The 22,190-nt window shown below is 40.6% G+C and carries 18 protein-coding genes; 12 read left to right on the top strand and 6 right to left on the bottom strand.

What is annotated here, in order from left to right; translation table 11 throughout:
* Entirely contained in the window at positions 1 to 1,476 is a 1,476-nt protein-coding gene (proS, locus tag OWEHO_RS15505; protein ID WP_014203438.1) for a proline--tRNA ligase, read from the bottom strand.
* An 84-nt stretch (positions 1,477 to 1,560) separates the two neighbouring features.
* On the opposite strand from proS, the gene OWEHO_RS15500 reads away from it, so the two are divergent.
* The 11 genes from OWEHO_RS15500 to OWEHO_RS15450 all read left to right on the top strand — a co-directional run bounded on the left by OWEHO_RS15500 (position 1,561) and on the right by OWEHO_RS15450 (position 13,624).
* Complete coding sequence (locus OWEHO_RS15500; protein ID WP_041627671.1) at positions 1,561 to 2,223, top strand: hypothetical protein; 663 nt, start codon at positions 1,561 to 1,563, stop codon at positions 2,221 to 2,223.
* A 75-nt stretch (positions 2,224 to 2,298) separates the two neighbouring features.
* The gene (locus tag OWEHO_RS18415) at positions 2,299 to 2,961 is read left to right on the top strand and encodes a hypothetical protein (RefSeq protein ID WP_014203436.1); all 663 of its coding nucleotides are present in this window, start codon (positions 2,299 to 2,301) and stop codon (positions 2,959 to 2,961) included.
* Between the two features lie 15 nt (positions 2,962 to 2,976).
* The gene (locus tag OWEHO_RS15485; RefSeq protein ID WP_014203435.1) at positions 2,977 to 4,533 is read left to right on the top strand and encodes an OmpP1/FadL family transporter; all 1,557 of its coding nucleotides are present in this window, start codon (positions 2,977 to 2,979) and stop codon (positions 4,531 to 4,533) included.
* A 122-nt stretch (positions 4,534 to 4,655) separates the two neighbouring features.
* Positions 4,656 to 7,883: a glycosyl hydrolase gene (locus tag OWEHO_RS15480; RefSeq protein ID WP_014203434.1), complete on the top strand. Its 3,228-nt coding sequence runs from the start codon at positions 4,656 to 4,658 to the stop codon at positions 7,881 to 7,883.
* A gap of 104 nt (positions 7,884 to 7,987) precedes the next feature.
* A complete protein-coding gene (locus OWEHO_RS15475; protein ID WP_014203433.1) occupies positions 7,988 to 8,869 on the top strand; it encodes a T9SS type A sorting domain-containing protein in 882 nt (293 codons plus the stop codon).
* A 231-nt stretch (positions 8,870 to 9,100) separates the two neighbouring features.
* Positions 9,101 to 9,760, top strand: a complete 660-nt coding sequence (gene folE / locus OWEHO_RS15470; protein WP_407635934.1) for a GTP cyclohydrolase I FolE — start codon at positions 9,101 to 9,103, stop codon at positions 9,758 to 9,760.
* Between the two features lie 155 nt (positions 9,761 to 9,915).
* The gene (gene cysS, locus OWEHO_RS15465) at positions 9,916 to 11,397 is read left to right on the top strand and encodes a cysteine--tRNA ligase (RefSeq protein ID WP_014203431.1); all 1,482 of its coding nucleotides are present in this window, start codon (positions 9,916 to 9,918) and stop codon (positions 11,395 to 11,397) included.
* A 5-nt stretch (positions 11,398 to 11,402) separates the two neighbouring features.
* Positions 11,403 to 11,654 (top strand): membrane protein insertion efficiency factor YidD, encoded by a 252-nt coding sequence (yidD, locus tag OWEHO_RS18265; RefSeq protein WP_083828024.1) that lies wholly within the window; start codon positions 11,403 to 11,405, stop codon positions 11,652 to 11,654.
* Positions 11,651 to 12,784 carry a TolB-like translocation protein gene (locus OWEHO_RS15460; protein ID WP_014203430.1) on the top strand — a complete coding sequence of 378 codons (1,134 nt, stop codon included), beginning with the start codon at positions 11,651 to 11,653 and terminating at the stop codon, positions 12,782 to 12,784. Before yidD ends, OWEHO_RS15460 begins: the two co-directional genes overlap by 4 nt.
* Positions 12,785 to 12,899: 115 nt before the next feature.
* Positions 12,900 to 13,202: a DUF6364 family protein gene (locus OWEHO_RS15455; RefSeq protein ID WP_014203429.1), complete on the top strand. Its 303-nt coding sequence runs from the start codon at positions 12,900 to 12,902 to the stop codon at positions 13,200 to 13,202.
* Positions 13,199 to 13,624: a type II toxin-antitoxin system VapC family toxin gene (locus OWEHO_RS15450; protein WP_014203428.1), complete on the top strand. Its 426-nt coding sequence runs from the start codon at positions 13,199 to 13,201 to the stop codon at positions 13,622 to 13,624. The genes OWEHO_RS15455 and OWEHO_RS15450 overlap by 4 nt, the downstream gene beginning before the upstream one ends.
* A gap of 13 nt (positions 13,625 to 13,637) precedes the next feature.
* Here OWEHO_RS15450 and OWEHO_RS15445 read toward each other — a convergent pair whose 3' ends face one another.
* Genes OWEHO_RS15445 through gpmI form a run of 5 tightly spaced genes read right to left on the bottom strand, consistent with a single transcriptional unit; the run spans position 13,638 to position 18,970 of the window.
* Complete coding sequence (locus OWEHO_RS15445) at positions 13,638 to 15,446, bottom strand: WG repeat-containing protein (protein ID WP_014203427.1); 1,809 nt, start codon at positions 15,444 to 15,446, stop codon at positions 13,638 to 13,640.
* A 28-nt stretch (positions 15,447 to 15,474) separates the two neighbouring features.
* Positions 15,475 to 16,245: a class I SAM-dependent methyltransferase gene (locus OWEHO_RS15440; protein ID WP_014203426.1), complete on the bottom strand. Its 771-nt coding sequence runs from the start codon at positions 16,243 to 16,245 to the stop codon at positions 15,475 to 15,477.
* On the bottom strand, positions 16,242 to 17,027 hold the full coding sequence (gene map / locus OWEHO_RS15435; protein ID WP_014203425.1) for a type I methionyl aminopeptidase: 786 nt from the start codon (positions 17,025 to 17,027) through the stop codon (positions 16,242 to 16,244). The genes OWEHO_RS15440 and map overlap by 4 nt, the downstream gene beginning before the upstream one ends.
* Complete coding sequence (locus tag OWEHO_RS15430) at positions 17,028 to 17,435, bottom strand: BT0820 family HAD-type phosphatase (protein ID WP_014203424.1); 408 nt, start codon at positions 17,433 to 17,435, stop codon at positions 17,028 to 17,030. It abuts the gene before it with no gap.
* Positions 17,436 to 17,458: 23 nt separating this feature from the next.
* Positions 17,459 to 18,970: a 2,3-bisphosphoglycerate-independent phosphoglycerate mutase gene (gpmI, locus tag OWEHO_RS15425; protein ID WP_014203423.1), complete on the bottom strand. Its 1,512-nt coding sequence runs from the start codon at positions 18,968 to 18,970 to the stop codon at positions 17,459 to 17,461.
* A 339-nt stretch (positions 18,971 to 19,309) separates the two neighbouring features.
* Between gpmI and OWEHO_RS15420 the strand changes: the two genes are divergently transcribed.
* Positions 19,310 to 22,135 carry a M4 family metallopeptidase gene (locus OWEHO_RS15420; RefSeq protein WP_014203422.1) on the top strand — a complete coding sequence of 942 codons (2,826 nt, stop codon included), beginning with the start codon at positions 19,310 to 19,312 and terminating at the stop codon, positions 22,133 to 22,135.
* The last annotated feature ends 55 nt before the right edge of the window (positions 22,136 to 22,190 follow it).

The raw sequence follows: 22,190 nt of genomic DNA, 5'->3' as shown, positions 1-22,190 counted from the left end.
TTAATATGCTTTTGCAAATAGTACCCTACGAATGGATGGATTTCCGGTAAGCACGCACTTTCCTTCTTCCTCCACACTATCATTAGGAATACACCTAATAGTAGCTTTGGTAAGGTCTTTTATCTTGTCTTCTGTTTCTGGGGTTCCATCCCAATGCGCCTCTACAAAGCCTCCTTTGTTTTCAATTACATCTACAAATTCATCCCAAGTGTTTACCTGGTGCGTATTTTCTGCTCTGAAATTCTTTGCTTTATCAAAAAGGTTCTTTTGAATCTCTCCCAATCTTTCCTGAACGGTACGTGTTAAATCGCCCAAATTCACCACTTCCTTGGTCAAAGTATCTCTACGTGCCAATTCTACAGTCTCATTCGCCAAATCGCGTGGCCCGATGCCAATTCTCAATGGCACACCTTTCAATTCATATTCATTGAATTTCCAGCCTGGCTTATGCGTATCTCTATTGTCATATTTTACACTCACACCAGAAGCTTCCAGCTCAGCTTTTATCACTTTTACTTTTTCAGAAATTTGATCCAGCTGCTCTTCTCCTTTATATATGGGTACAATTACCACCTGAAAAGGTGCTAACTTAGGAGGGAGTACCAATCCGTTATCATCCGAATGTGTCATTACCAAAGCTCCCATAAGTCGGGTAGAAACACCCCATGAAGTTGCCCACACATATTCCTGAGTTCCTTCTTTGGTAGCAAATTTCACATCAAAAGCTTTAGCAAAGTTTTGACCCAAAAAATGACTTGTACCAGCTTGAAGTGCTTTGCCGTCCTGCATCAAAGCCTCAATCGTATACGTTTCTAAAGCTCCAGCAAAGCGTTCATTAGTACTCTTCACTCCTTTTATAACAGGCATAGCCATAAAACTCTCAGCAAACTCTGCATACACATCATGCATTTGTTCAGCCTCAGCTATCGCTTCTTCACGAGTAGCATGCGCTGTGTGACCTTCCTGCCAGAGAAATTCTGCTGTACGCAAAAACAAGCGAGTACGCATTTCCCATCGTACCACGTTTGCCCACTGATTTACCAAAATAGGTAAGTCACGGTAGCTCTGAATCCAGTTTTTATAGGTATCCCAAATAATAGTTTCTGAAGTTGGCCTTACTATCAACTCTTCTTCAAGCTTAGCATTTTCATCTACAACTACACCGCTGCCGTCTTCTGCATTTTTCAGTCTGTAATGCGTTACTACCGCACACTCTTTAGCAAAGCCATCTACATGAGAAGCCTCTTTTGAAAAATAAGATTTAGGTATAAATAATGGGAAGTACGCATTTTCATGACCGGTCTCCTTGAACTTACGATCAAGCTCGGCCTGCATTTTCTCCCAAATGGCGTAGCCGTAAGGCTTTATCACCATCGATCCGCGCACTGCCGAATTTTCGGCAAGGTCAGCTTTTACTACTAACTCATTGTACCATTTAGAATAGTCCTCACTGCGGGTTGTAAGATTTTTAGCCATGTAGAAATTACTTGGTATAAAGTTTGTTATTTTATGGGCGAACAAAGCTAATTTATTTTAAATAGCTCACCAATGTTATATGTTATGAAAAAGATTGCCCTCCCCCTTATCGCCATCGCTTTGATTGCCACAGCTTGTGACAGTTCAAAAACCGTAACTAATAACTCATACGATGATGGCATTTATCATAATCCTGCAAAAGATGATAGGCATTATGCTCCTGCCAATACGGATGCTACTATAAATCCTTCGTCTTCTGAGTCATTCACTTTGGATGATTTGGAAAATCAAGAAACTACAACAAATCCCAATGCAAATGGAGAAGTAGGATATTACGAACCAAATGGTGACGAATACTATGATCCTAATGCAAACTACAGCACTGGAGCTACCGGTGGAACTGTGGTAAATAACTATTATGGAGGAAATCCATCCTATATAAACCCTGGCATTAATACTGGCATAGGCTGGAACAGCTGGGGTGGCTGGGGAATGTCAGTAGGCTTCGGATGGGGCTGGGGTGGCGGATATTATGGTGGATACTATGATCCCTTTTTCTACTCACCTTGGTATGGCGGATACTATGGATACCGCCCATATTGGGGCTGGGGTGGCGGAGGCTACTACGGTTATAACAGTTACTGGAATGGTTATTATAACGGATACTATCACGGGTCGGGAGGTGATTATGGCCACGGTGTTAGAAACGTAGTATACGTAAGAAATGGAAACAACGCTTACCGCTGAAATAGCTATAATAATGTAGTAAGGTCTAAATCGAGCACTACGGGTAGAAAATCAACCACTACAAATACTAGCCGTATGGCCACCAGCAGGAATAAAAGTAGAGTAAGTAGCGACCCTCGCAACACCACGCGTACTTCCAGCACTGTAAATACAGTTTCGTCCTCACGTTTTAATGATAAAAACCTAAGCGCTTCTCGCGAAAGCAGTAGAGGTAGTGATGCTATAAACAGAACTACAACCACTCGTTCTGCTCAGCAAGGTTATAAGAGTAATACTTCTAGCTATGTGAAAAATAGAGCGACTACCAGCAGAAGTAGTAGAACTCCTGTGACAACTGATAATGCAAGAAACAGAAGTGAACAAACAAATTTAAGAACTACCCCTACAGGCACTTCGAGTAGAACAAATACCAACACTAGATCGACTACAAACAGTAGAGCTAAGACAACTACTCCTAGTAGTAGAAATAATGGTAACATGTATGTTCCTTCGAACCAACGAAGTAGAACTTATCAGCAGAGTACAACGCCCAGCAATAGCACACCTTCTAGAACAAGTACTCCGTCCAGAACTACCACTCCCTCTAGAAGCAATAATAGCTACACGCCTTCCAGAAGCTCTACTCCAAGTTATACTCCTTCCAGAAGTGGCGGTTCATATACACCGAGCACTCCTTCCAGAAGCTCTAGTCCTTCTAGAAGTTCAGGAGGTGGCAGCAGATCAAGAGGTAGTCGATAAAATCTAAAACAAAGAATGAAAAAAGCTCATTTAATACTAATGCTTGCCGCTGGGTCTTTTGGACTCAGCGCGCAGAGCATTGATCATCTAAGTCTTTTCAGCGGAACAGACTTACATGGCACACCGAGATATGTAAGTATGGGTGGTGCTTTTACAGCACTCGGGAACGACATGAGTGCCTTACACATCAATCCAGCCTCAGGTGGTGTTTACCGAAATGATAACTTCTCTTTTACCCTAGGTTTTCAAAATCGCGGATCTGAAACTTCATTTTTAGGAAACAATCAGGAATTCAATGATTTCAACTTTATGTTGGAAAACATTGGTTTAGTGAAAAAATTTGGCTCCAAAGGCAAATACTTTTTTAGCCTTAGCTATCAAAAACAAGCTGATTTTAGCAACTTCTATTCTGTGTCTGGGGTAAACAGATATAATATTGATGCCAACGGATTAGAAACAGGAGTAACACTTGGTGAATACTGGTTAGATGCTGCTAATCCAAATTATCGATTTAATACAAACTCTCTTGGATTTACATCAAATGAACTTGCACAGCAAGGTTTCCTTGAAGAAGCTTCCTCATTAGGAACTGTGCTCCTAACTGACACCAACGGTTATGCCTCTATTTATGACTACTGGCCAGATGATGCTACAGATATAAATTACAGAGTTGAAGAGACTGGCGGCCGCAATGAATTTGCACTAAACCTTGGAGGGAATTTTGAAGACAAATTCTACTACGGGATTGGCATTGGATTTACCAGCCTAAATTACAGGCGCATTGCTACATTGTCAGAATCCGGATATGCAGATTCTAGTTACGTGGTAGAAAGCATTGTAAATTACCGGAATGAAGTGGACGCCTCAGGTATTAACTTAAAGTTAGGTTTCATATACCGACCTGTGCAAGCCCTTAGAATTGGGGCCTCTCTTGAAACACCAACCTGGTGGTATCGAGTTGATGAAATGCAGAGCGTAAGCGTAGACGCGATAGCATTTGACAACACTCAATTTATCGGTACAGAATATCTTATAGATGATATCCGATATTCTATAAAATCGCCAATGATAGCGAGAGCAGGAGCTGCAGTTGTATTAGGAAAGCATGTAATAGTGAGCGCTGACTATGAATACACAAATAGTCAAAACCTTACATTGAGCGAACGTGATGGCTATGACTACTCAGGTTTTCAAGCGGATTGGGAAACCGCCAGCCAAAGCACCCACGGCCTGAAAGGTGGCGTAGAGTTAAGGTTTAGCTCCCTTTATTTAAGAGGTGGTTATCAGTATCGCACCTCTTTTTTCAAAGAACAGTTTGAGTATGAGTCCGACAGAAGTGTGTATGCATTTGGAATTGGATACAAAAGCGGATCAATGGGGATTGACCTAGGCTACAGCCTTGCAAAATACACTACTCGCCCCATCGTTCACAATGCCTTAGCCTATGGATTTGACACCACTGCCCAAACTCCAGAAGATGGCGCGCTTGAAGGTTATGACAATGATCGAGCTACCTTGACGAACACCACTCAAAAAGGAAACTTTCTTATAGGTCTTAATTTTAGCTTTTAAGCTAAAACCAAAAAATTATCAAAGCCGATGCCCGAAAGAGCATCGGCTTTTTCATTTCCCGTCAGTTCCATTACAAATATTACTTTTGGGTCACCCGCAATTCTGCATTCAAAATCATTCCCATGAAAAAACTGTTTATCCTTCTATTTTCTATTGTTTCCGCTTTTGGCTATAGCCAAGATGAAAACAAAACCATCTTGGAAAAAACTTCATTAAGCGGCCTTTCCTTTCGGGAAGTTGGCCCGGCACTTACTTCAGGCCGTATTGCTGATATTGCTGTAAACCCAAAGAATCACAATGAATATTACGTAGCTGTTGCCAGCGGTGGTGTGTTGAAAACTGTAAATAACGGAGTTACTTTTCAGCCTCTATTTGACAGCCAAGGCTCCTACTCTATAGGCTGTGTAACTATAGATCCGAGCAATGAAAATATAATTTGGGTAGGAACTGGTGAAAACAACAATCAGCGCAGTGTGGCCTATGGTGATGGCGTATATAAAAGCACCGATGGCGGCCAAAGCTGGACAAATATTGGACTCAAAACTTCCGAGCACATCGGTATGATTGCCATTCATCCTAAGTTTTCAAACATAGTATATGTTGCAGCTTACGGCCCTGTGTGGAGCGCTGGTGGCGAAAGAGGAGTTTATAAAAGTACCGATGGTGGAAAGAATTGGGAGCGTATTCTCAATGTTTCAGAAAATACGGGTTTCAATGAAGTCCACATGGATCCAAGAAACCCAGAAGTGCTTTATGCTACAGCGCACCAGCGCAGACGCCATGTTTGGACCTATGTTTCAGGTGGCCCTGAATCTGCAATCTACAAAAGTGAAGATGCCGGAAAAACTTGGAATAAATTAGAAAATGGAATTCCCGGAGGAGACAAAGGCCGTATTGCTTTGAGCATTCACCCTGCCAACCCAGATCACGTTTATGCCATGGTTGAGGGTCATGGGTTTTACCGCTCTACCAATCGTGGCGCTTCATTCCATTTTATGAATGACTATAACACTTCCGGAAATTATTATGTAGAATTGGTGCCTCACCCTGTTGATGTAAACACCCTTTATAGTCTGGATACTTATACCCATGTAACACATGATGGCGGAAAAAGCTGGGAAAAAATAGCTCTAGAAAAACGCCATGTGGATGATCATTGTCTATGGATTGATCCTGATCAAACTGACCACATGATTATCGGTGGTGATGGTGGACTGTATGAAACCTTTGATAATGCCGCGAATTGGGATTTTAAACCCAACCTTCCTGTCACTCAATTTTACCGTGTAACGGTCGACAATGCCGAACCATTTTACAACATCTATGGCGGAACTCAGGACAACTTCAGCTTGGGCGGGCCTTCACGAACTATTAATAAGAGTGGAATCACCAATGCAGATTGGTTTGTAACCCAAACAGGTGATGGCTTTGAAAGCCAGATTGACCCCGTAGATCCTAATATTATCTATGCCCAATATCAGTATGGTGGGCTTTCTCGCTTTGACAAAAAGAGTGGTGAAAAAGTAGGCATCAAGCCGATGGAAGGAAAAGATGATGATGCCCTGAGATGGAACTGGGATGCGCCACTTTTAATTTCACCTCACAACCACAAGCGACTATATTTTGCCGCCAACAAAGTTTACAAAAGTGAAGACCAAGGTAACAGCTGGGAACTTATAAGCGAAGACCTAAGCCAGCAAATTGACAGACATACTTTACCCGTAATGGGCAAAATTCAAAGTGTGGATGCCATTGCTTATGACCAGTCTACTTCGCAATACGGAAATATTGTAGCTCTTGACGAATCACCTTTGAAGGAAGGGCTCCTATATGTAGGGACTGATGATGGCCTGATTCAAGTTTCTGAAGATGGAGGCGAAAACTGGAGCAAAGTTTCAAGTTTTCCTGGTGTACCCCAAAACACCTATGTGAATGCAGTGATTGCTTCTTTGCATGATGAAAACACCGTGTTTGCGGTATTCAACAACCACAAAAATGGTGACTTCAAACCGTATGTATTGAAAAGCACTAACCGTGGAAAAAGCTGGACTAGCATTACTGCAAATCTCCCAGAAAGAGGCTCGGCTTATGCCATTCGTCAGGATCACGTAAATAAGGATTTACTCTTTGTAGGAACAGAATTTGGCCTTCACTTTAGCAATGATGGCGGCAAAGAATGGAAGCAACTAAAAGCAGGTCTTCCTACAGTTGCCGTTCGCGACATTGATATTCAAAAACGTGAAAACGATTTAGTACTTGCCACCTTTGGTCGTGGTTTTTATGTATTAGATAATTATGCACCACTTCGAGAAATCAAGAAAGATGTATTGGAAGAAGACAAACACTTTTTTGACATCAAAGATGCGCTCGTATTTATGGAAGCTTCGCCACTCGGTTATGGGAGTGTAGGTTTTCAAGGAGCATCTTATTACAGCGCTCCAAACCCGGAAATAGGTGCCACTTTTACCTATTATATTAAGGAAGCACCAAAATCCCTGAGTGGTCAGCGAAAGGAAATGGAGAAAGAGAAAATCAAGAATAATGAGCAGCTTTCATACCCTAGCATTGATGAACTAAGAGCCGAAGATCGTGAAGAAAAAAGCTATATGCTTTTTGTAATTTCTGATGACCAAGGCAATGAAATCAACCGCATGACCAAAGCTGTTTCGGCTGGTGTGCAGCGCATCAATTGGGACGGAACTTACAGCAGTTTTGCTGAATTAAACAGTGATGGCTCACCCATGACCAATCCTTCATCTTCACACCTGGCCTTACCTGGCACTTATAGCATTGAAGCATTTATGGTAAATGATGGAAAAGTGTCACCTTATTTTGAAAAGAAAAGCTTTAAGCTAAACTGGCTAAATAATAACACTTTTGTTACCGAAACTCCTGCTGAACTTTTGGCTTTTCAAAAAGATGTAGAACAGCTACGTAGAAAAGTGAATGGATTGCGTCAGTATAAAAACAAACTTTCTAAAGATATTGATAAACTAAAAGCTGCCGCTAGAAACACACCTGGTGCTGATGTTTACACATTAGATAGCCTTAGAAGTTTGGACTACCAACTAGCTGAGATTGACATTATTTTTAGCGGAGACAGAAGTCTTTCGAAACGTGAGTTTGAAACCAAACCTTCTATAAACAGCCGTTTGGGAAGCGTGTATTGGTATTCTTTCAGCAGCACCTCAACCCCTTCGGGAAGTCAAAAGGCTAACTTTCAAATTGCCAGTGAACAATATAATGAGCTTCGCCAGCAAATTGGAGATGTAGCAACAAAGGTTAATTCTATAAAGGACAATCTCATTGAAAGTGGAGCGCCTTATTTAGGTGATGAATTGCCTGAATAATATTCAGGTTAGCCAACCCTTTTAAAAAAACATCGTCAATAAAAGTAGAAGTGATTCGGTACTTCTACTTTTGTTTTTTTTTACGACTTAAAACTTACTAAAACATGCTTCGAAAACTACTCTTTGCAACCGCTGCTCTTTTGAGCTTAAACTCCTACTCACAATGCATCGCTGATGCCGGGCCAGATCAGCACTGGTGCGGTGCTTTAGGAGGTTATTCCATGCCTAGTTTGGGAAATACTCCATCGGCAAGCAATGGACAAGCCCCATATATTTACGAGTGGTCTATTGACCCAATTAGCATTTCTCCAACCACAACATTTTTCACCTCTATTTTCTTAGATGACACCACTTCTTCAAATCCTCAACTTATTGACTTTTGGGGAAGGGAAATAACATTTTTTTTAAAAGTTACTGATGCCAACAGCTCCGTTTGTTTTGACACCGTAACAGTTACATCGTCCACACTAACTCAGCATACTGACGGCTACTTTGTAACCATTAATGCTGGAGATTCAGTTAAACTGTACGAGCCAAATGTTTGGAGCATGTTTCCTATTGACTCAGTTCTCTGGCGTCCTAATCATGGATTAACTGACTCTAATGCCTATCGACCTTGGGCGAAGCCCACCAAAGACATTGTATACTATTCAACAATATGGGATTCAAAAGGCTGCACGTTAACAGGCACGCCTTTTCTTTATGTTTTTGTAAATCATCTTGGTAATTCTGAGTTTGAAGAATCTCAAATCGACATTTACCCAACTTTGCTAAAAGCCGGAGAAAGCCTAACCATTCATCTTTCTCAAAACCTCTTTAATGCCAGAGTAGAAATTCACGACTTATCTGGGCGAAAGGTTTTCTCCGCTCCATTAGAAAACAAAAAGTCTGAATTTGTGCTAAGTTCTTTACCGAAAGGGGTTTACCTGTGCTCAATAAGCACTGAAGGAAAGGTTATTACTCAAAAAAAGATTGTGCTTGAATAAAGCCCTTTACACTTTTAGAACTAAAAAGAGAAACGACACATTCCTAATCATACCTTTCAATCACTTTTCCCTATCAGGATTTAAGCAATTCTAAAGGCGGAACACAGTTTTTACCCTACCTTTGCACCCCACTTTAAATACAGGGATATTGGCTGAATAGGCTAATTATCAGATAATAAGTTTTTGATGAGCACAGATAAAAACAATGACCACTTGGTGGTATCAGATGACATGATGGACGATGCCGGTGATGCGCACATTTCAGGAAGAGCTGAAACCCCTATGCGCGCTGACGCTTTTGATAAGTCTGAAGCGGAAAAGATTGAGTCTATCCGTCAGAATTTTGAAAATATAATGAACACCTTGGGACTTGATCTTACAGATGATAGCCTGAAAGGAACCCCACTTCGTGTGGCAAAAATGTTTGTTAAAGAAATTTTTGGAGGCCTTGATCCTGCAAGAGAACCCAAGGCAAGTGTATTTGACAACAAATACAAGTACGGTGAAATGTTGGTAGAGAAAAACATTGTCGTTTATTCTACCTGCGAGCATCACTTTTTGCCAATCGTTGGCCGTGCTCATGTAGCTTACATCAGCAATGGTACCGTGATTGGTCTTAGCAAAATGAACCGTATTGTAGATTATTTTGCAAAACGCCCACAAGTACAGGAGCGTATGACCAAGCAAATCGTACAAGCTTTGCAAGTAGCCTTGGGCACAGATGACGTAGCCTGTGTGATAGATGCCAAGCACCTTTGTGTAAACTCACGCGGTATCCGCGATATTGAAAGCAGCACCGTAACTGCAGAGTTTGGTGGTAAGTTTCAGGAAGATAGCGTGAAGCGTGATTTCTTGGATTATATAAACATGAAAACCACCTTCGATGCATAAATGGTTGGTATAAAATCGGCTAACTTCGTTATGCTCACTTCTCGCTCGCTCACTTACTATAGTAAGCTGCGCTCACTCAAAGTTTCACAAGCCTCGTTAGTCAATTTTCTTCCACACCATGGTTAAATTTTCATAAAAGTTAACTGATAAATAGTATGGCACTTTACGAGGAAAACGATCTGTATATCAATAATTCGCTTGCGCGAAAAAAGGAAAAGTTTGTACCGCTAAATGCTCCCAGCGTGGGGATGTATGTTTGCGGACCAACCGTTTACAGTGATGTTCACCTTGGCAATTGTCGCACCTTCATTTCCTTCGACCTTGTGTATCGTTACCTCAGCCATTTAGGCTATAAGGTTCGCTATGTGCGAAATATTACCGATGCCGGTCACCTGGAAAATGATGCCGATGAAGGTGAAGATAAGATTAGCAAAAAGGCCAGACTGGAGTCATTAGAACCCATGGAGATTGTGCAGAAGTACACTTTGGGTTTTCATGATGTACTGTCAAAGTTCAATACTATTCCGCCAAGCATAGAACCTACCGCTACCGGCCACATTGTGGAGCAAATTGAAATGATTCAAAAAATCATTGATGCTGGATTGGCTTATGTAGAAAACGGTTCTGTGTATTTTGATGTTGAGAAATACAATACCGACAATGATTACGGAAAACTATCTGGCCGTAAGATTGAAGAACTAATCAGTGGAACACGCGAATTAGACGCACAGTCTGAAAAGCGCAACCCACTCGATTTTGCCATTTGGAAAAAAGCTTCACCAAGCCACATCCAAAGATGGCCTTCTCCCTGGAGTATTGGTTTCCCCGGTTGGCACCTTGAGTGCTCTGTAATGAGCACCAAATATTTAGGTGAGCAGTTTGATATTCACGGTGGAGGAATGGACTTAAAGTTTCCACACCACGAATGTGAGATTGCTCAAAATAAAGCCAGTAATGGTGAAGATGCCGTTCGCTATTGGATGCACGGAAATATGCTTACCCTAAATGGGCAGCGTATGAGCAAATCTACTGGCAACACGCTACTTCCCGAAGAACTTTTCAGTGGAAACACGGACAAACTTACCAAAGGTTTTGCTCCCACCGTTGCTCGCTTCTTTATGATGCAAGCGCACTATGGCAGCCAGCTCGACTTTAGCAATGATGCTTTGCTTGCCGCAGAAAAAGGCTTCAACCGTCTGATGGAAGGTTATAAAAAACTAGATAAACTTCAGGCAGGTTCGGCTAAAACTGATTTTGATGTAGCAAAATGGCGCAAGGCTTGTTATGCTGCCATGAATGATGATTTCAATAGCCCTATTCTTATTTCACAGCTTTTTGAAGCCGTTCGTTTTATTAATGGAGCTGATGAAAAAGATTGTGGCCTAAGTGCTGATGACCTTCAACTATTAAAAGACACTATGAGTGCTTTTATTTTTGATGTTCTTGGCTTGCAAAATATGGCTGAAGAAAAAGGCGGTGACAAGCTGGACGAAGTAATGAACATGCTTATTGAAATGCGCGCAAAAGCTCGTGCCGATAAAGACTGGGCACTGTCTGACAAAATCCGTGACCAACTTATTGCGGTAGGTATTCAGCTAAAAGATGGAGCTGAAGGCACCAGTTATATCATAAATTAATTTAGTTGGATCTATTAAAAAAGATCATATCAGCGCCATTTATTCTATTGGTAAAAATTTACCAGTGGACTATTTCACCGCTACTTCCCAATAGTTGCCGACACACGCCCACTTGCTCTCAATACACTATTGAAGCGATTCAAATTTGGGGACCATTAAAAGGCATCTGGCTGGGAGCCAAAAGACTTTCAAAATGTCATCCGTGGGGAACTCATGGATACGACCCTGTTCCACAAAAACACAACAAATCAAAATGAAGAACTTGTTCAAATTCTCTACACTTTCTCTTTTCGCCATGCTGATTTCATGCAATGGCCCGGGAAACCCAAATGCTGAAACCACCGCTACGGATTCTACTTATGAAGATGGCGCAAGTGGCGAAACCAAAAAAAGCGAAATACACTATGACAGTGAGAAGCACCTTACCAATATTCGTCAGCTGACTAATGGAGGCGACAATGCTGAAGCCTATTTTTCTTTTGACAATAGCATGGCTGTTTTTCAATCTAACTACAGCGAATGGGGTGTAGAATGTGATCAAATGTTTTACTTCAACATTGAGGATAACAACATGATGAACGAGCGCCCAAAAATGCTTAGTACAGGAAAAGGCCGTACCACCTGTGCCTATTTCCTTCCGGGAGATACCAGCATTGTGTATGCAAGTACACACCTTGGCGGTGAAAATTGCCCAGAAGAACCAAGCCGTGAGCAAGGTTATGTATGGCCGATTTATAATACCTACGACATTTTTGTAGCTAACCTTAAAGGTGAAATTACCGACACCTTGACCAACCACCCGGGCTACGATGCAGAAGCTACCGTTTCTCCTGATGGAAAGAAAATCGTGTTTACCTCTGATCGTTCTGGCGACCTTGAGCTATGGACTATGAACATTGACGGTTCTGATCAAAAGCAGGTAACTACAGGACTTGGCTATGATGGTGGAGCATTCTTTTCACCAGATAGTAAGAAATTAGTTTTCCGTTCTTCTCGTCCGCAAACAGCTGAAGAAAAACAGAAGTACAAAGATCTGCTAGCTCAAGGACTGGTAATGCCTAGTGATATGGAGATTTACGTTTGTAATGTAGATGGATCGGATTTGCAAAAGGTAACAGACCTTGGTAACGCAAACTGGGCGCCATTTTTCCACCCTTCCGGGGAAAAGATTTTGTTCTCTTCAAATCATGCTTCAGAGAAAGGATATCCATTCAACCTATATCTAATTAATCTGGACGGCACAGGTTTAGAGCAAGTATCTTTTGATGGTGTATTTGATGCCTTCCCAATGTTTAGCCCTGATGGAAAGAAACTAATCTTCTCCTCAAACAGAAACAACGGTGGCACAAGAAACACCAACCTGTTTATCGCAGACTGGATAGACTAAACCTTCGTTCAGAAATTCATTCCTAAAGCCTGCTTCAACCTTGATTGAGGCAGGCTTTTTTTTGTAGCTAACAAACCCACACGTACGCTTTGCATAGTTTTGTAACTTTATACGTATGAAAACGAAATTGACATTAAGCATTGAGAAAGAGGTAATTGAGGAAGCCAAGGTTCTTGCTAAAGAAAATGGCACTACTCTCTCTGCTATGCTGGAGCAATATCTAAAAGATTACATTCTTGAGCATGAGTATCCGAAAGTCCTTCGAGAGGATACTGTGGAATATCAGAAACTTTCACCTAAAGTCAAGGAAAAACTGAGAAAGCTCAAAAATCTTGATGGAATTTTAAAAACAGATGAGCCGATTGATATTGAGCATGCCCGCTGGGAATATCTAAGTGAAAAGTACGGTCCTTTATGAGTATGCGTATATTTTTAGATACTAATGTAGTTTATGATTTTGTATCCAAAAGACAGCCCTTTTATGATGCGGCCGCTTTACTCATTCGTGAAGCAATCTTGAAAAATTATACCATACAAATTTCATCTTTATCGGTAGTAAACATAAGCTACACCACGCAAAAAACCCATGATACCTCAATGGCAAACCTTGCCGTTGCCTCTATGCTACAAAGCTTTGAGTTAACCCCAATTAACCAACAGATCATTGAACAATCACACCTATCAGGTTGGAAAGACTTTGAAGATGCCGTGCAGTATTACTCCGCCTTACACGAAAACGCGGATGCAATAATCACCCGCAACCAAAAAGATTACGAGGAAAGTAAAATTCCTATTCTAAACCCTGAAGAAGGTTTGAAGTGGCTGAGGGAGGGAAAGTAAGTGATTCAAGATTTTACTTAGCCATCATTAACATCCAATCCATTTCGTAATCACTAGGATCATGTAATAGTTCGTACGCATATTCTGCTTCTATTACCTTTCTTGAAACATCTTTCTGAGCAACCCGTCCATTTAAATCAAAATAGGACCATTGGTTTTTGTGAAGAACCACAAATTTTTCATCTTCAGATTCTTTAAATCCCCAGAAATCCAAGTCAAGTATAATTCTATGATATTTGATGGGTATTATAAGATTTCCACCGCGATCTAAAACTCCATATAAGTCATCCTTCTTTACCAGAATCGCACTACTTGTGTAGTAGTGTATATAATCATAAACACAAGGAATTAACACTTCCCCATTAGGCTTTACCATTCCATACTTGCCATCTTTTTTGGCATAGTGCTCCTCAGGGCTATATTCGACCCAACCCGAAAGACCATCATATTCAAAAGGAATAGCAATTTCATTTGCCATTGTTATAGTACCTATTTTCCCACTCTTCTCAACAATTAGGTTCTCTTCTTGGTCATTATACCATGTACGAGTGATTAGCCCGTATTCAAATGGTATAATAACCTCACCTGACAAATCAAGAACGCCATATTTGCCATTGTTTCCAGCGTAGTACAACTTTTCCAATCGAGGTTGGAAAAGAGAGTCATAGCTTAGAGGAATAATGAAAATACCCTCCTCAGAAACATGCCCCATTTTACCATTTTTTTTCACGATGAATCCGTTATCTACCTGATGATAACATTCATATTTATCAAATAAGATATTTAGATCATTATCTAGAATTAAGGGGTTTCCTTTACCATAAGCCATATACATACAAGAGCTTAATACCGCTACGCTATCAAACGATTGACCCAACGCGTTCACACCATTTGCATCCAACAAAGTCGTGCTCCCGTTATTAATTACTCTAAAAGAAGTAAAGTCATCTTCATAGCTTCTTGCAGATTCGGTTGAAATAAACTCGTATTCAGGCTTTAAAATTTCTTCCCCCAAAAAGTTAACTAAGCCATATTTGGCTTTCTTTTTCACTATGGCAAGGCCACCCATATTAATTGGTTGGATACTGTCATACAAACCAAACGGTACGACTTCTTCAAACTGTTCATTTATTAGAGCATAGTCGTTATCTTTCTCAACAAGCGCCACCCCTTTGTTAAATGGCACCTTTTTAGCACAGTTTAAACACACCTCCAACGGCCTCTCAATTTGAGATTTGTAAATCTTATCAAATACTACGGGGCTAAGTCTATTTTCGTTTAAAAAGAAAAAACCAAATTTATTTCCCTTCTCAACCACTGCCACATTATGATTTTGGAATACAGCAATATCATGATACTCAAAATTTAGAATAATGTTTTCTAAAGTATCAATTAGTCCGTAACCACTTTCGTATCTAGCAATTGCTATTCCTGGAGCTTTAAAGTAACCTGCTTTTTGATATTTAAGGTCAATAACTAACTCTCCCTTTCTGTTTACATAACCAAACTTACCACCAATTTTCGCTGGTGCCAGATTCATTGAAAACACACCTAAATCATCATATAAAAATGGTATCAGCACATTTTGCTCAATATCGATATAGCCTTCTTTTCCCGTATGCAGATGGGCCAAAATCATCCCATAATCATCAATGGGGTTAAGAAACTTATACTTCCCAAATGGGATAATTGTATCCCCATTACCATCTAGAAAACCCCATTTAGAATTAGAGAATACTCGTCTAAACTCTTCGTGTTTATCCCCTTGTGCATACACTGACACCCAAAAAAATGAAAAAACAAGGAAGAATAATTTGGTCATCGTTGAGCTGATTTTTGCCAACACTCTCCTACTTCGTACACACGTACAACATCTCCCCTTTTGGAAGACGGTAGCGATCAAAAAGCTCCGGTGAAAGTTTATTAGAATAGTTCACCTCAGTTACCTTAAAACCTGCTTTGCGCAACCGATCAGGGTAATCACGGCCATGTAGCCGAACGTGATCATATTGACCAAAACGTCTTTTACGCTCTTCAGGATCTTCCAAGGTTGGATCCTCGTCAGTAATCTCTAAACTCATATCCTGAGGCACCTGCATGATAGCCAAACCTCCGGGGGTAAGCACTCTGCAAAGTTCACTCATACATTTGATGTCGTCAGTCACATGCTCCAACACATGGTTACAAAACACTACATTAAAAGTATTATCGGGATACTGAATATTATGAATGTCCATCTTCACATCAGCGATTGGCGAATCGATATCTGCAGTGAGATAGTTAAGATTTTTCATTTTGCGAAAGCGACCATAAAAACACTGCTCTGGTGCCACGTGAAGCACTTTATGAGGTGCTGTAAAAAAGTCTGTTTCTTCCTTTAGGTAAAGCCACATCAAGCGATGTCTTTCTAGCGAAAGCGTGGCTGGTGCCAAAGCATTTTCACGCTGGCGACCTTCATAACCGTAAGGTAAAAGCTTTTTATAAGTGCGTCCGTCAATAGGATCTTCAAATTTATCACCACGATAAAAAGAGGCTAACATTGGGCGAACCGCATAGCTCATGCGAATAAGCATTGGTCGCGGAATGGTATTTAGCGCAAAGCGAAAAATGGATTTGATCATACTTCTTCGGTAATTCCTAAGGCCTCGTAAATATAATCGTAGGTAGATAAAATCTCAGGTTTGCCGTCAACAATTGCCACGTCATGCTCAAAATGAGCTGCTGGCTTGCCATCAACAGTGTCGATAGTCCAGCCATCTCTAAGTTGTTTCACACGATGGGTTCCCATAGTAATCATCGGCTCTATTGCCAAAACTAAACCTTCTTGAAATTTCTTTCCTCTACCCTGTTTTCCATAATTTGGAACTTGAGGGTCTTCATGCATTTTTTTACCAATACCATGACCTACAAGCTCACGCACTACACCATAGCCGTGGTCTTCTGCATGCTTTTGAATAGCGTGACTCAAGTCTCCCATACGCTTACCAGCATACATTTGTTCTATTCCAAGGTAAAGGCACTCTTTTGTTACTTTAAGTAATTTTTTCACTTCTGGAGCAACTTCACCTACTTCAAAGGTATAAGCGTGATCTCCATAATAACCATTCATTAAAGCTCCACAATCGATGCTCACAATATCGCCATCCTCCAAAGGTTTTTCAATAGGGAGTCCGTGCACCACGGTTTGATTTGTAGAAATAAGCAAGGTGCTTGGGCAGTCATACAAACCCAAAAATCCGGGAACAGCTCCCTGCTCACGGATAAAATCCTCTGCCATTTTATCCAATTTCTTTGGAACGGCTCCGGGTTTTACCTCACTAGCCAACATTCCTAGCGTTTTACTCACTACTAGAGCCGATTGGCGCATTATTTCTATTTCTTCTCTTGTTTTATATTTTATCATCTAAAATCTAAAAAGTCCTTTTTTACGTTTTGGCTTTGCCTTTTCCGGCATTTCTCCATTCAGCTTGTGATAAATTTCACCCCATCCCGGAAAGCCGCCAAAGTTACGATCATCAATAAACAAATCTGCATTAATCTTTCTGCTTGCTTTCACCTCATCAAAAGTCTCTTCTGGATAGCTAGCATTTACTGCATAAAACTCAATGCCATTTTCTTTGCAAAAGTCAACGGCCTGCTCTAATCTTTTACCACTTCTGTAAGTCCATAAAATCAGACGATGCCCATCATTTTGAAGCATTTTTAATGTATCAAAAGCAAAGGGCAATGCTTTGCCAATTCCTGGGTATTTGTCTTCTACCACTGTGCCGTCAAAGTCTACGGCTATAAGTTTTGAGTCCTGATTGATCATTTTAGTGTGTGCTCTATATAACTTTATTTAATAAGAAAAGACACCCCCGTCATACTTTCCGGTTGCGCTATATCCATTAGCTCGAGTAATGTAGGAGCCACATCGCCAAGCTTTCCATTTCCAATTTTTCCTTTGTAATCGTTACTCACTAAAAAGCAAGGAACGGGCTGAGTAGTGTGTGCTGTATTTGGACTTCCATCTGCATTTACCATACAGTCCGAATTTCCATGATCGGCAATAATAATAAAGGTATAATCATTTTTCAGTCCAGCTTCTACAACGTCTTTTGTGCACTCATCTACCACTTCGCAGGCCTTGATAGCAGCCTCCATCACTCCGGTGTGCCCCACCATATCGGGATTTGCAAAGTTTAGACAAATGAAATCCACTTCACCTTTTTTCAACTCTGGAATAATAGCATCGCGTAATTCATAAGCGCTCATTTCGGGCTTCAAATCATAAGTTGCCACTTTTGGGGAAGAACGCATAATTCGTTTTTCGCCTTCAAATTCTTCCTCGCGTCCACCACTAAAAAAGAAGGTTACGTGTGGATACTTTTCCGTTTCAGCAATGCGGATTTGTTTTTTCCCGGCTTTCGCCAAAACCTCTCCCATTGTTTCTGTAAGGTTATCCTTTTCGTAGATAACCTTTATATTTTTAAAAGTATCATCGTAGCGCGTCATCGTCACATAATACAAATCCAGCTTGTGCATATTCTGCTCATGAAAATCTTGCTGGGTAAGTGCCTCTGTAATTTGACGACCTCTATCTGTGCGGAAGTTGTAGCAAATTACCACATCACCTTCCTCAATCATTCCTGCCTTATCAATTACGATCGGCTTAATGAATTCATCCGAAATGCCTGCATCATATGACGCCTGAATAGCCTCTGTTGCTGAATTGGATGTTTCACCAACTCCATTTACCAAAAGGTCATAAGCTAGCTTAACGCGTTCCCATCTTTTATCACGATCCATCGCGTAATAGCGACCAATAACCGAAGCAATCTTTCCTGTGGTTTTCTCTAAATGATTTTCTAAATCTGCAACATACTTAGCACCCCCTTTTGGGTCTGTATCACGACCATCAGTAAACACATGTATTTTCACATCTTTAAGACCTTTTTCCGCAGCAGCGGTAGTAAGCCCTTTAAGGTGATTGATATGAGAGTGCACGCCTCCATCAGATAACAGGCCAATAAAGTGTACTTTTTTACGATTCGTTTTAGCGTATTCAAAAGCATCCTGAAGTACGGGTTGACTTGTCAACGAGCCATCTTCTACACCAAGATTTATCTTCACCAAATCCTGATACACCACGCGACCGGCACCCAGATTCATGTGGCCCACTTCGCTATTTCCCATTTGTCCCTCGGGCAAACCAACGGCCAAACCAGAAGCTTCGAGCTGTGAATGTGGATAGTTGGTATAAAGAGAATCTACGAAAGGAGTGTTGGCCTTATCAATTGCCGACACCGATGGATCTTTGGCAATCCCCCATCCATCTAATATTATTAGCGCTGTTTTTCTTGACATATTAAAATAATTTATCCCGCTTTCGCAGGACGGTGCAAAGATACTTTATTCTTAACCTTTAGACAATATTCTGTTCATTTTGAGGTAACTGATCAACATAATAATAGCAAAGGGAAGCTCGTGATTTAGACGATTAATCAGGCTACCTATAAATCAATATTATGTAACTATTTAAACCAATCTCAGAAAAGAGAGTCCATACTTCCTTAAAAGGATCCAAATTGTCTCTTATCACGTTTATCTATTAAACTGATTCCAAGTCCACTCATAATAAATACTAAATACTAGTTTACAGTATATTGCGCTTCCCTAAAAATGACATTAAACAGTTAATTCTCTATGCATAACATTATCAAGGCCGTTTTATTCCTTACAATCGGTACATCTGCTGTTGCACAGCAATCTATTATGGAAATTGCCAGTTCAGACCAACAAGAAAACTGGTGGAGCTTTCATAATGGTCAAAATATCACTCCCGATACATTCTTTCAAACGTATCAAGAGAGTATGGGCTTTGATGCAAATTATTCCTTCATCGAGCTAAAAAGGGAAGAGGATGATTTAGGTATAAATCACATCAGGTATGAACAGTTTTATAAAGGTGTAAAAGTAGAAGGGGCACAATTTATTCTTCACAGCAGAGGAAACACTTTATATAAAGCCAATGGACGTTTGGTTAAATCTTTACAAGGATCGCCAGTTGCCACAGTATCTTTTAAAGATGCCTTAAACACCGCAAAACAACTTACCGAAGCTAATTCCTTTTATTGGGAAGACCCATACATGGAAGCTTGGCTCAAAGACGTAAAGGGTAACCCAAACGCTAGTTTTGCACCAAAAGAAGAACTGGTTTGGCTCGACCCCCAGTTTTCACAAAATGGAGAAAATTACAAACTAGCTTACAAACTTGACCTGTTTTTTGAAGCTACCGATGATCACCGTTTATTTTACATTGATGCCAATACAGGAAACCTACTTTGGGAACAAAACAGATGTCATTCCGCAACCGCACACGGCCAAGCTGAAACCAAATATCACGGCACCCAAAACATTATTACCGATTCAGTTTCTACCAACAAGTATGTTTTGAACGATGTAACTCGCGGAGGTGGTGTACAAACTTTGAATGCACAAACAGGAACTTCATTTCAAAACTCGGTAGATTTTGAAGATGATGACAATTACTGGGATAATGTAAACGCACAAATAGACGAGGCTGCCACTGATGCGCACTGGAGCGCAGGTATGACTTATGATTATTTTTTAAGTGAGCATAATCGTGATAGTTATGACGGATTAGGATCTAAGATAGTAAGTTACGTACACTGGGATCAGGCTTGGCGAAATGCAAGTTGGAACGGTGTAGCCATGCGATATGGTGACGGCAGTGGTGACCCCCTCATTTCTATAGATGTGGTTGGTCACGAGCTTGCCCATGGTGTAACAGAATACAGTGCCAACCTGGTTTACGCATACGAACCTGGTGCTCTGAATGAGTCATTTAGTGACATTTTTGGAACCGCCATAGAATTTCATGCCCTAGACTCTGCTGCAGATTGGGATATAGGGAAAGCCAGTTTTTTACTAAGAAGTATGTCTAACCCAAAAGCCTATAGCCAGCCAGATACATATCTAGGTCAAGCTTGGTACACAGGCTCGGGAGACAATGGAGGTGTTCATTACAATAGTGGCGTTCAGAATTTCTGGTTCTATCTTTTATCTGAGGGCGGCTCGGGAACAAACGATAACGGGACAGCTTACCAAGTGGATAGTTTTGGAATTGACAATGCTGCAGAGATCGCTTATCGAAACCTAGCCTATTATCTTACACCGAGTTCCGAGTATTATGACTCCAGAAGAGGATCTATTTCAGCTGCCGAAGATATTTACGGAAGTTGCTCTTATGAGGCTAATCTTATTGCCAAGGCTTGGCATGCTGTAGGTATCGGTTCAGATACCCTTTCCAATGATATAGAACTACTAGAAGTACTTTCTCCTAAAAATAGTTGCTCAATTGGAACTCAAGAAACTATGGAGGTAAAGTTTATTTATTACCGCTCAGGTTGCGATAGCACTATTGAGGCTGGCGACAGTATACAATTAGGGTATTCTGTAAACGGAAGCAATGCAGTAAGCGAGACCTTGATAGCCGGGAGCACCATAAACAGTGGAGATACAATAACCTACACTTTTAATACGAAGCAAGATTTTATTAATGTTGGTGCTTATAACATTAAATTCTGGACAAATTATAGTTCAGATTATATGACTGAAAACGATACTATAAGTGATTACATCATTAAAGTATTAGATCCAATGGTGGATGGTGACAGTATTTCGTTTGAAGCTTCATTGGCTGCCACTGAAGAAAAAATTTACCACACTGCAACCGAAAGCAATGGTGATACTTATTTACATTTTAATGGTCGCAGCACCGGATTTAGGGGTTTAGTTCTTTCGGGTATCGATGCCGATTTATTCAATCTGGATATTCCAAATGATGAAACTGAAAACTTTGATAAGAATAAAGAATTTTTGTCTAAAGTGTACATGTGCGTTGATGCTTCAGCAATGAGCCATGTTACTTTGAAGTTTGATCTAAAGCAAACTTACTCTACGGTGTATAGATTCTTTTTGGGCACCAATGCCAATACTTTGGCAAGCAGTTTAAGACTTACAATTGATGGCGTTCAGGTTGGTACCCAAATGCACCCTACCAGTAACTTCTCTGACACTTTTGCTACCCATTACTTTAACCTCGATCAATATGCAGGAACACAATTTGAGCTTGCTTTAGAAGGAAAGCACTTTCTAAGCAGAGCGGAAGATCCTGGTAATTCAGTTGGGGATAACTCTTATATAGACGACATTATAATTATGGACTCTGAGTTTATTGGAGAAGAAGAATTTGAACTTAAGGATGTTTCTCTTTTCCCTAATCCTACTACTGGCTTGCTAAACATCAATGTAAATGCACCAAAAAGTGGAATGGCTACTGCCAAAATAGTAGACACCAAAGGAGCTGTTATTCTTCAGAAATCTTTGGATTTGGAATCTGGTTTCCAGAGTTTCAGTCTTGATATTTCGGGCAAACCAAAAGGTATGTACTTGCTACAAATTCAGCAAGGCAATGCACTGTACACCCAAAAGGTGATGTTGGATTAACATCCTTTAATCACTTGCCCGTCCTAAAAAGCCTGTATAGAATTGATTTCTATAC

The sequence above is a fragment of the Owenweeksia hongkongensis DSM 17368 genome, assembly GCF_000236705.1.
GTDB classification, from domain to species: domain Bacteria; phylum Bacteroidota; class Bacteroidia; order Flavobacteriales; family Schleiferiaceae; genus Owenweeksia; species Owenweeksia hongkongensis.
This window is presented reverse-complemented; position numbering and strand designations above follow the sequence as displayed.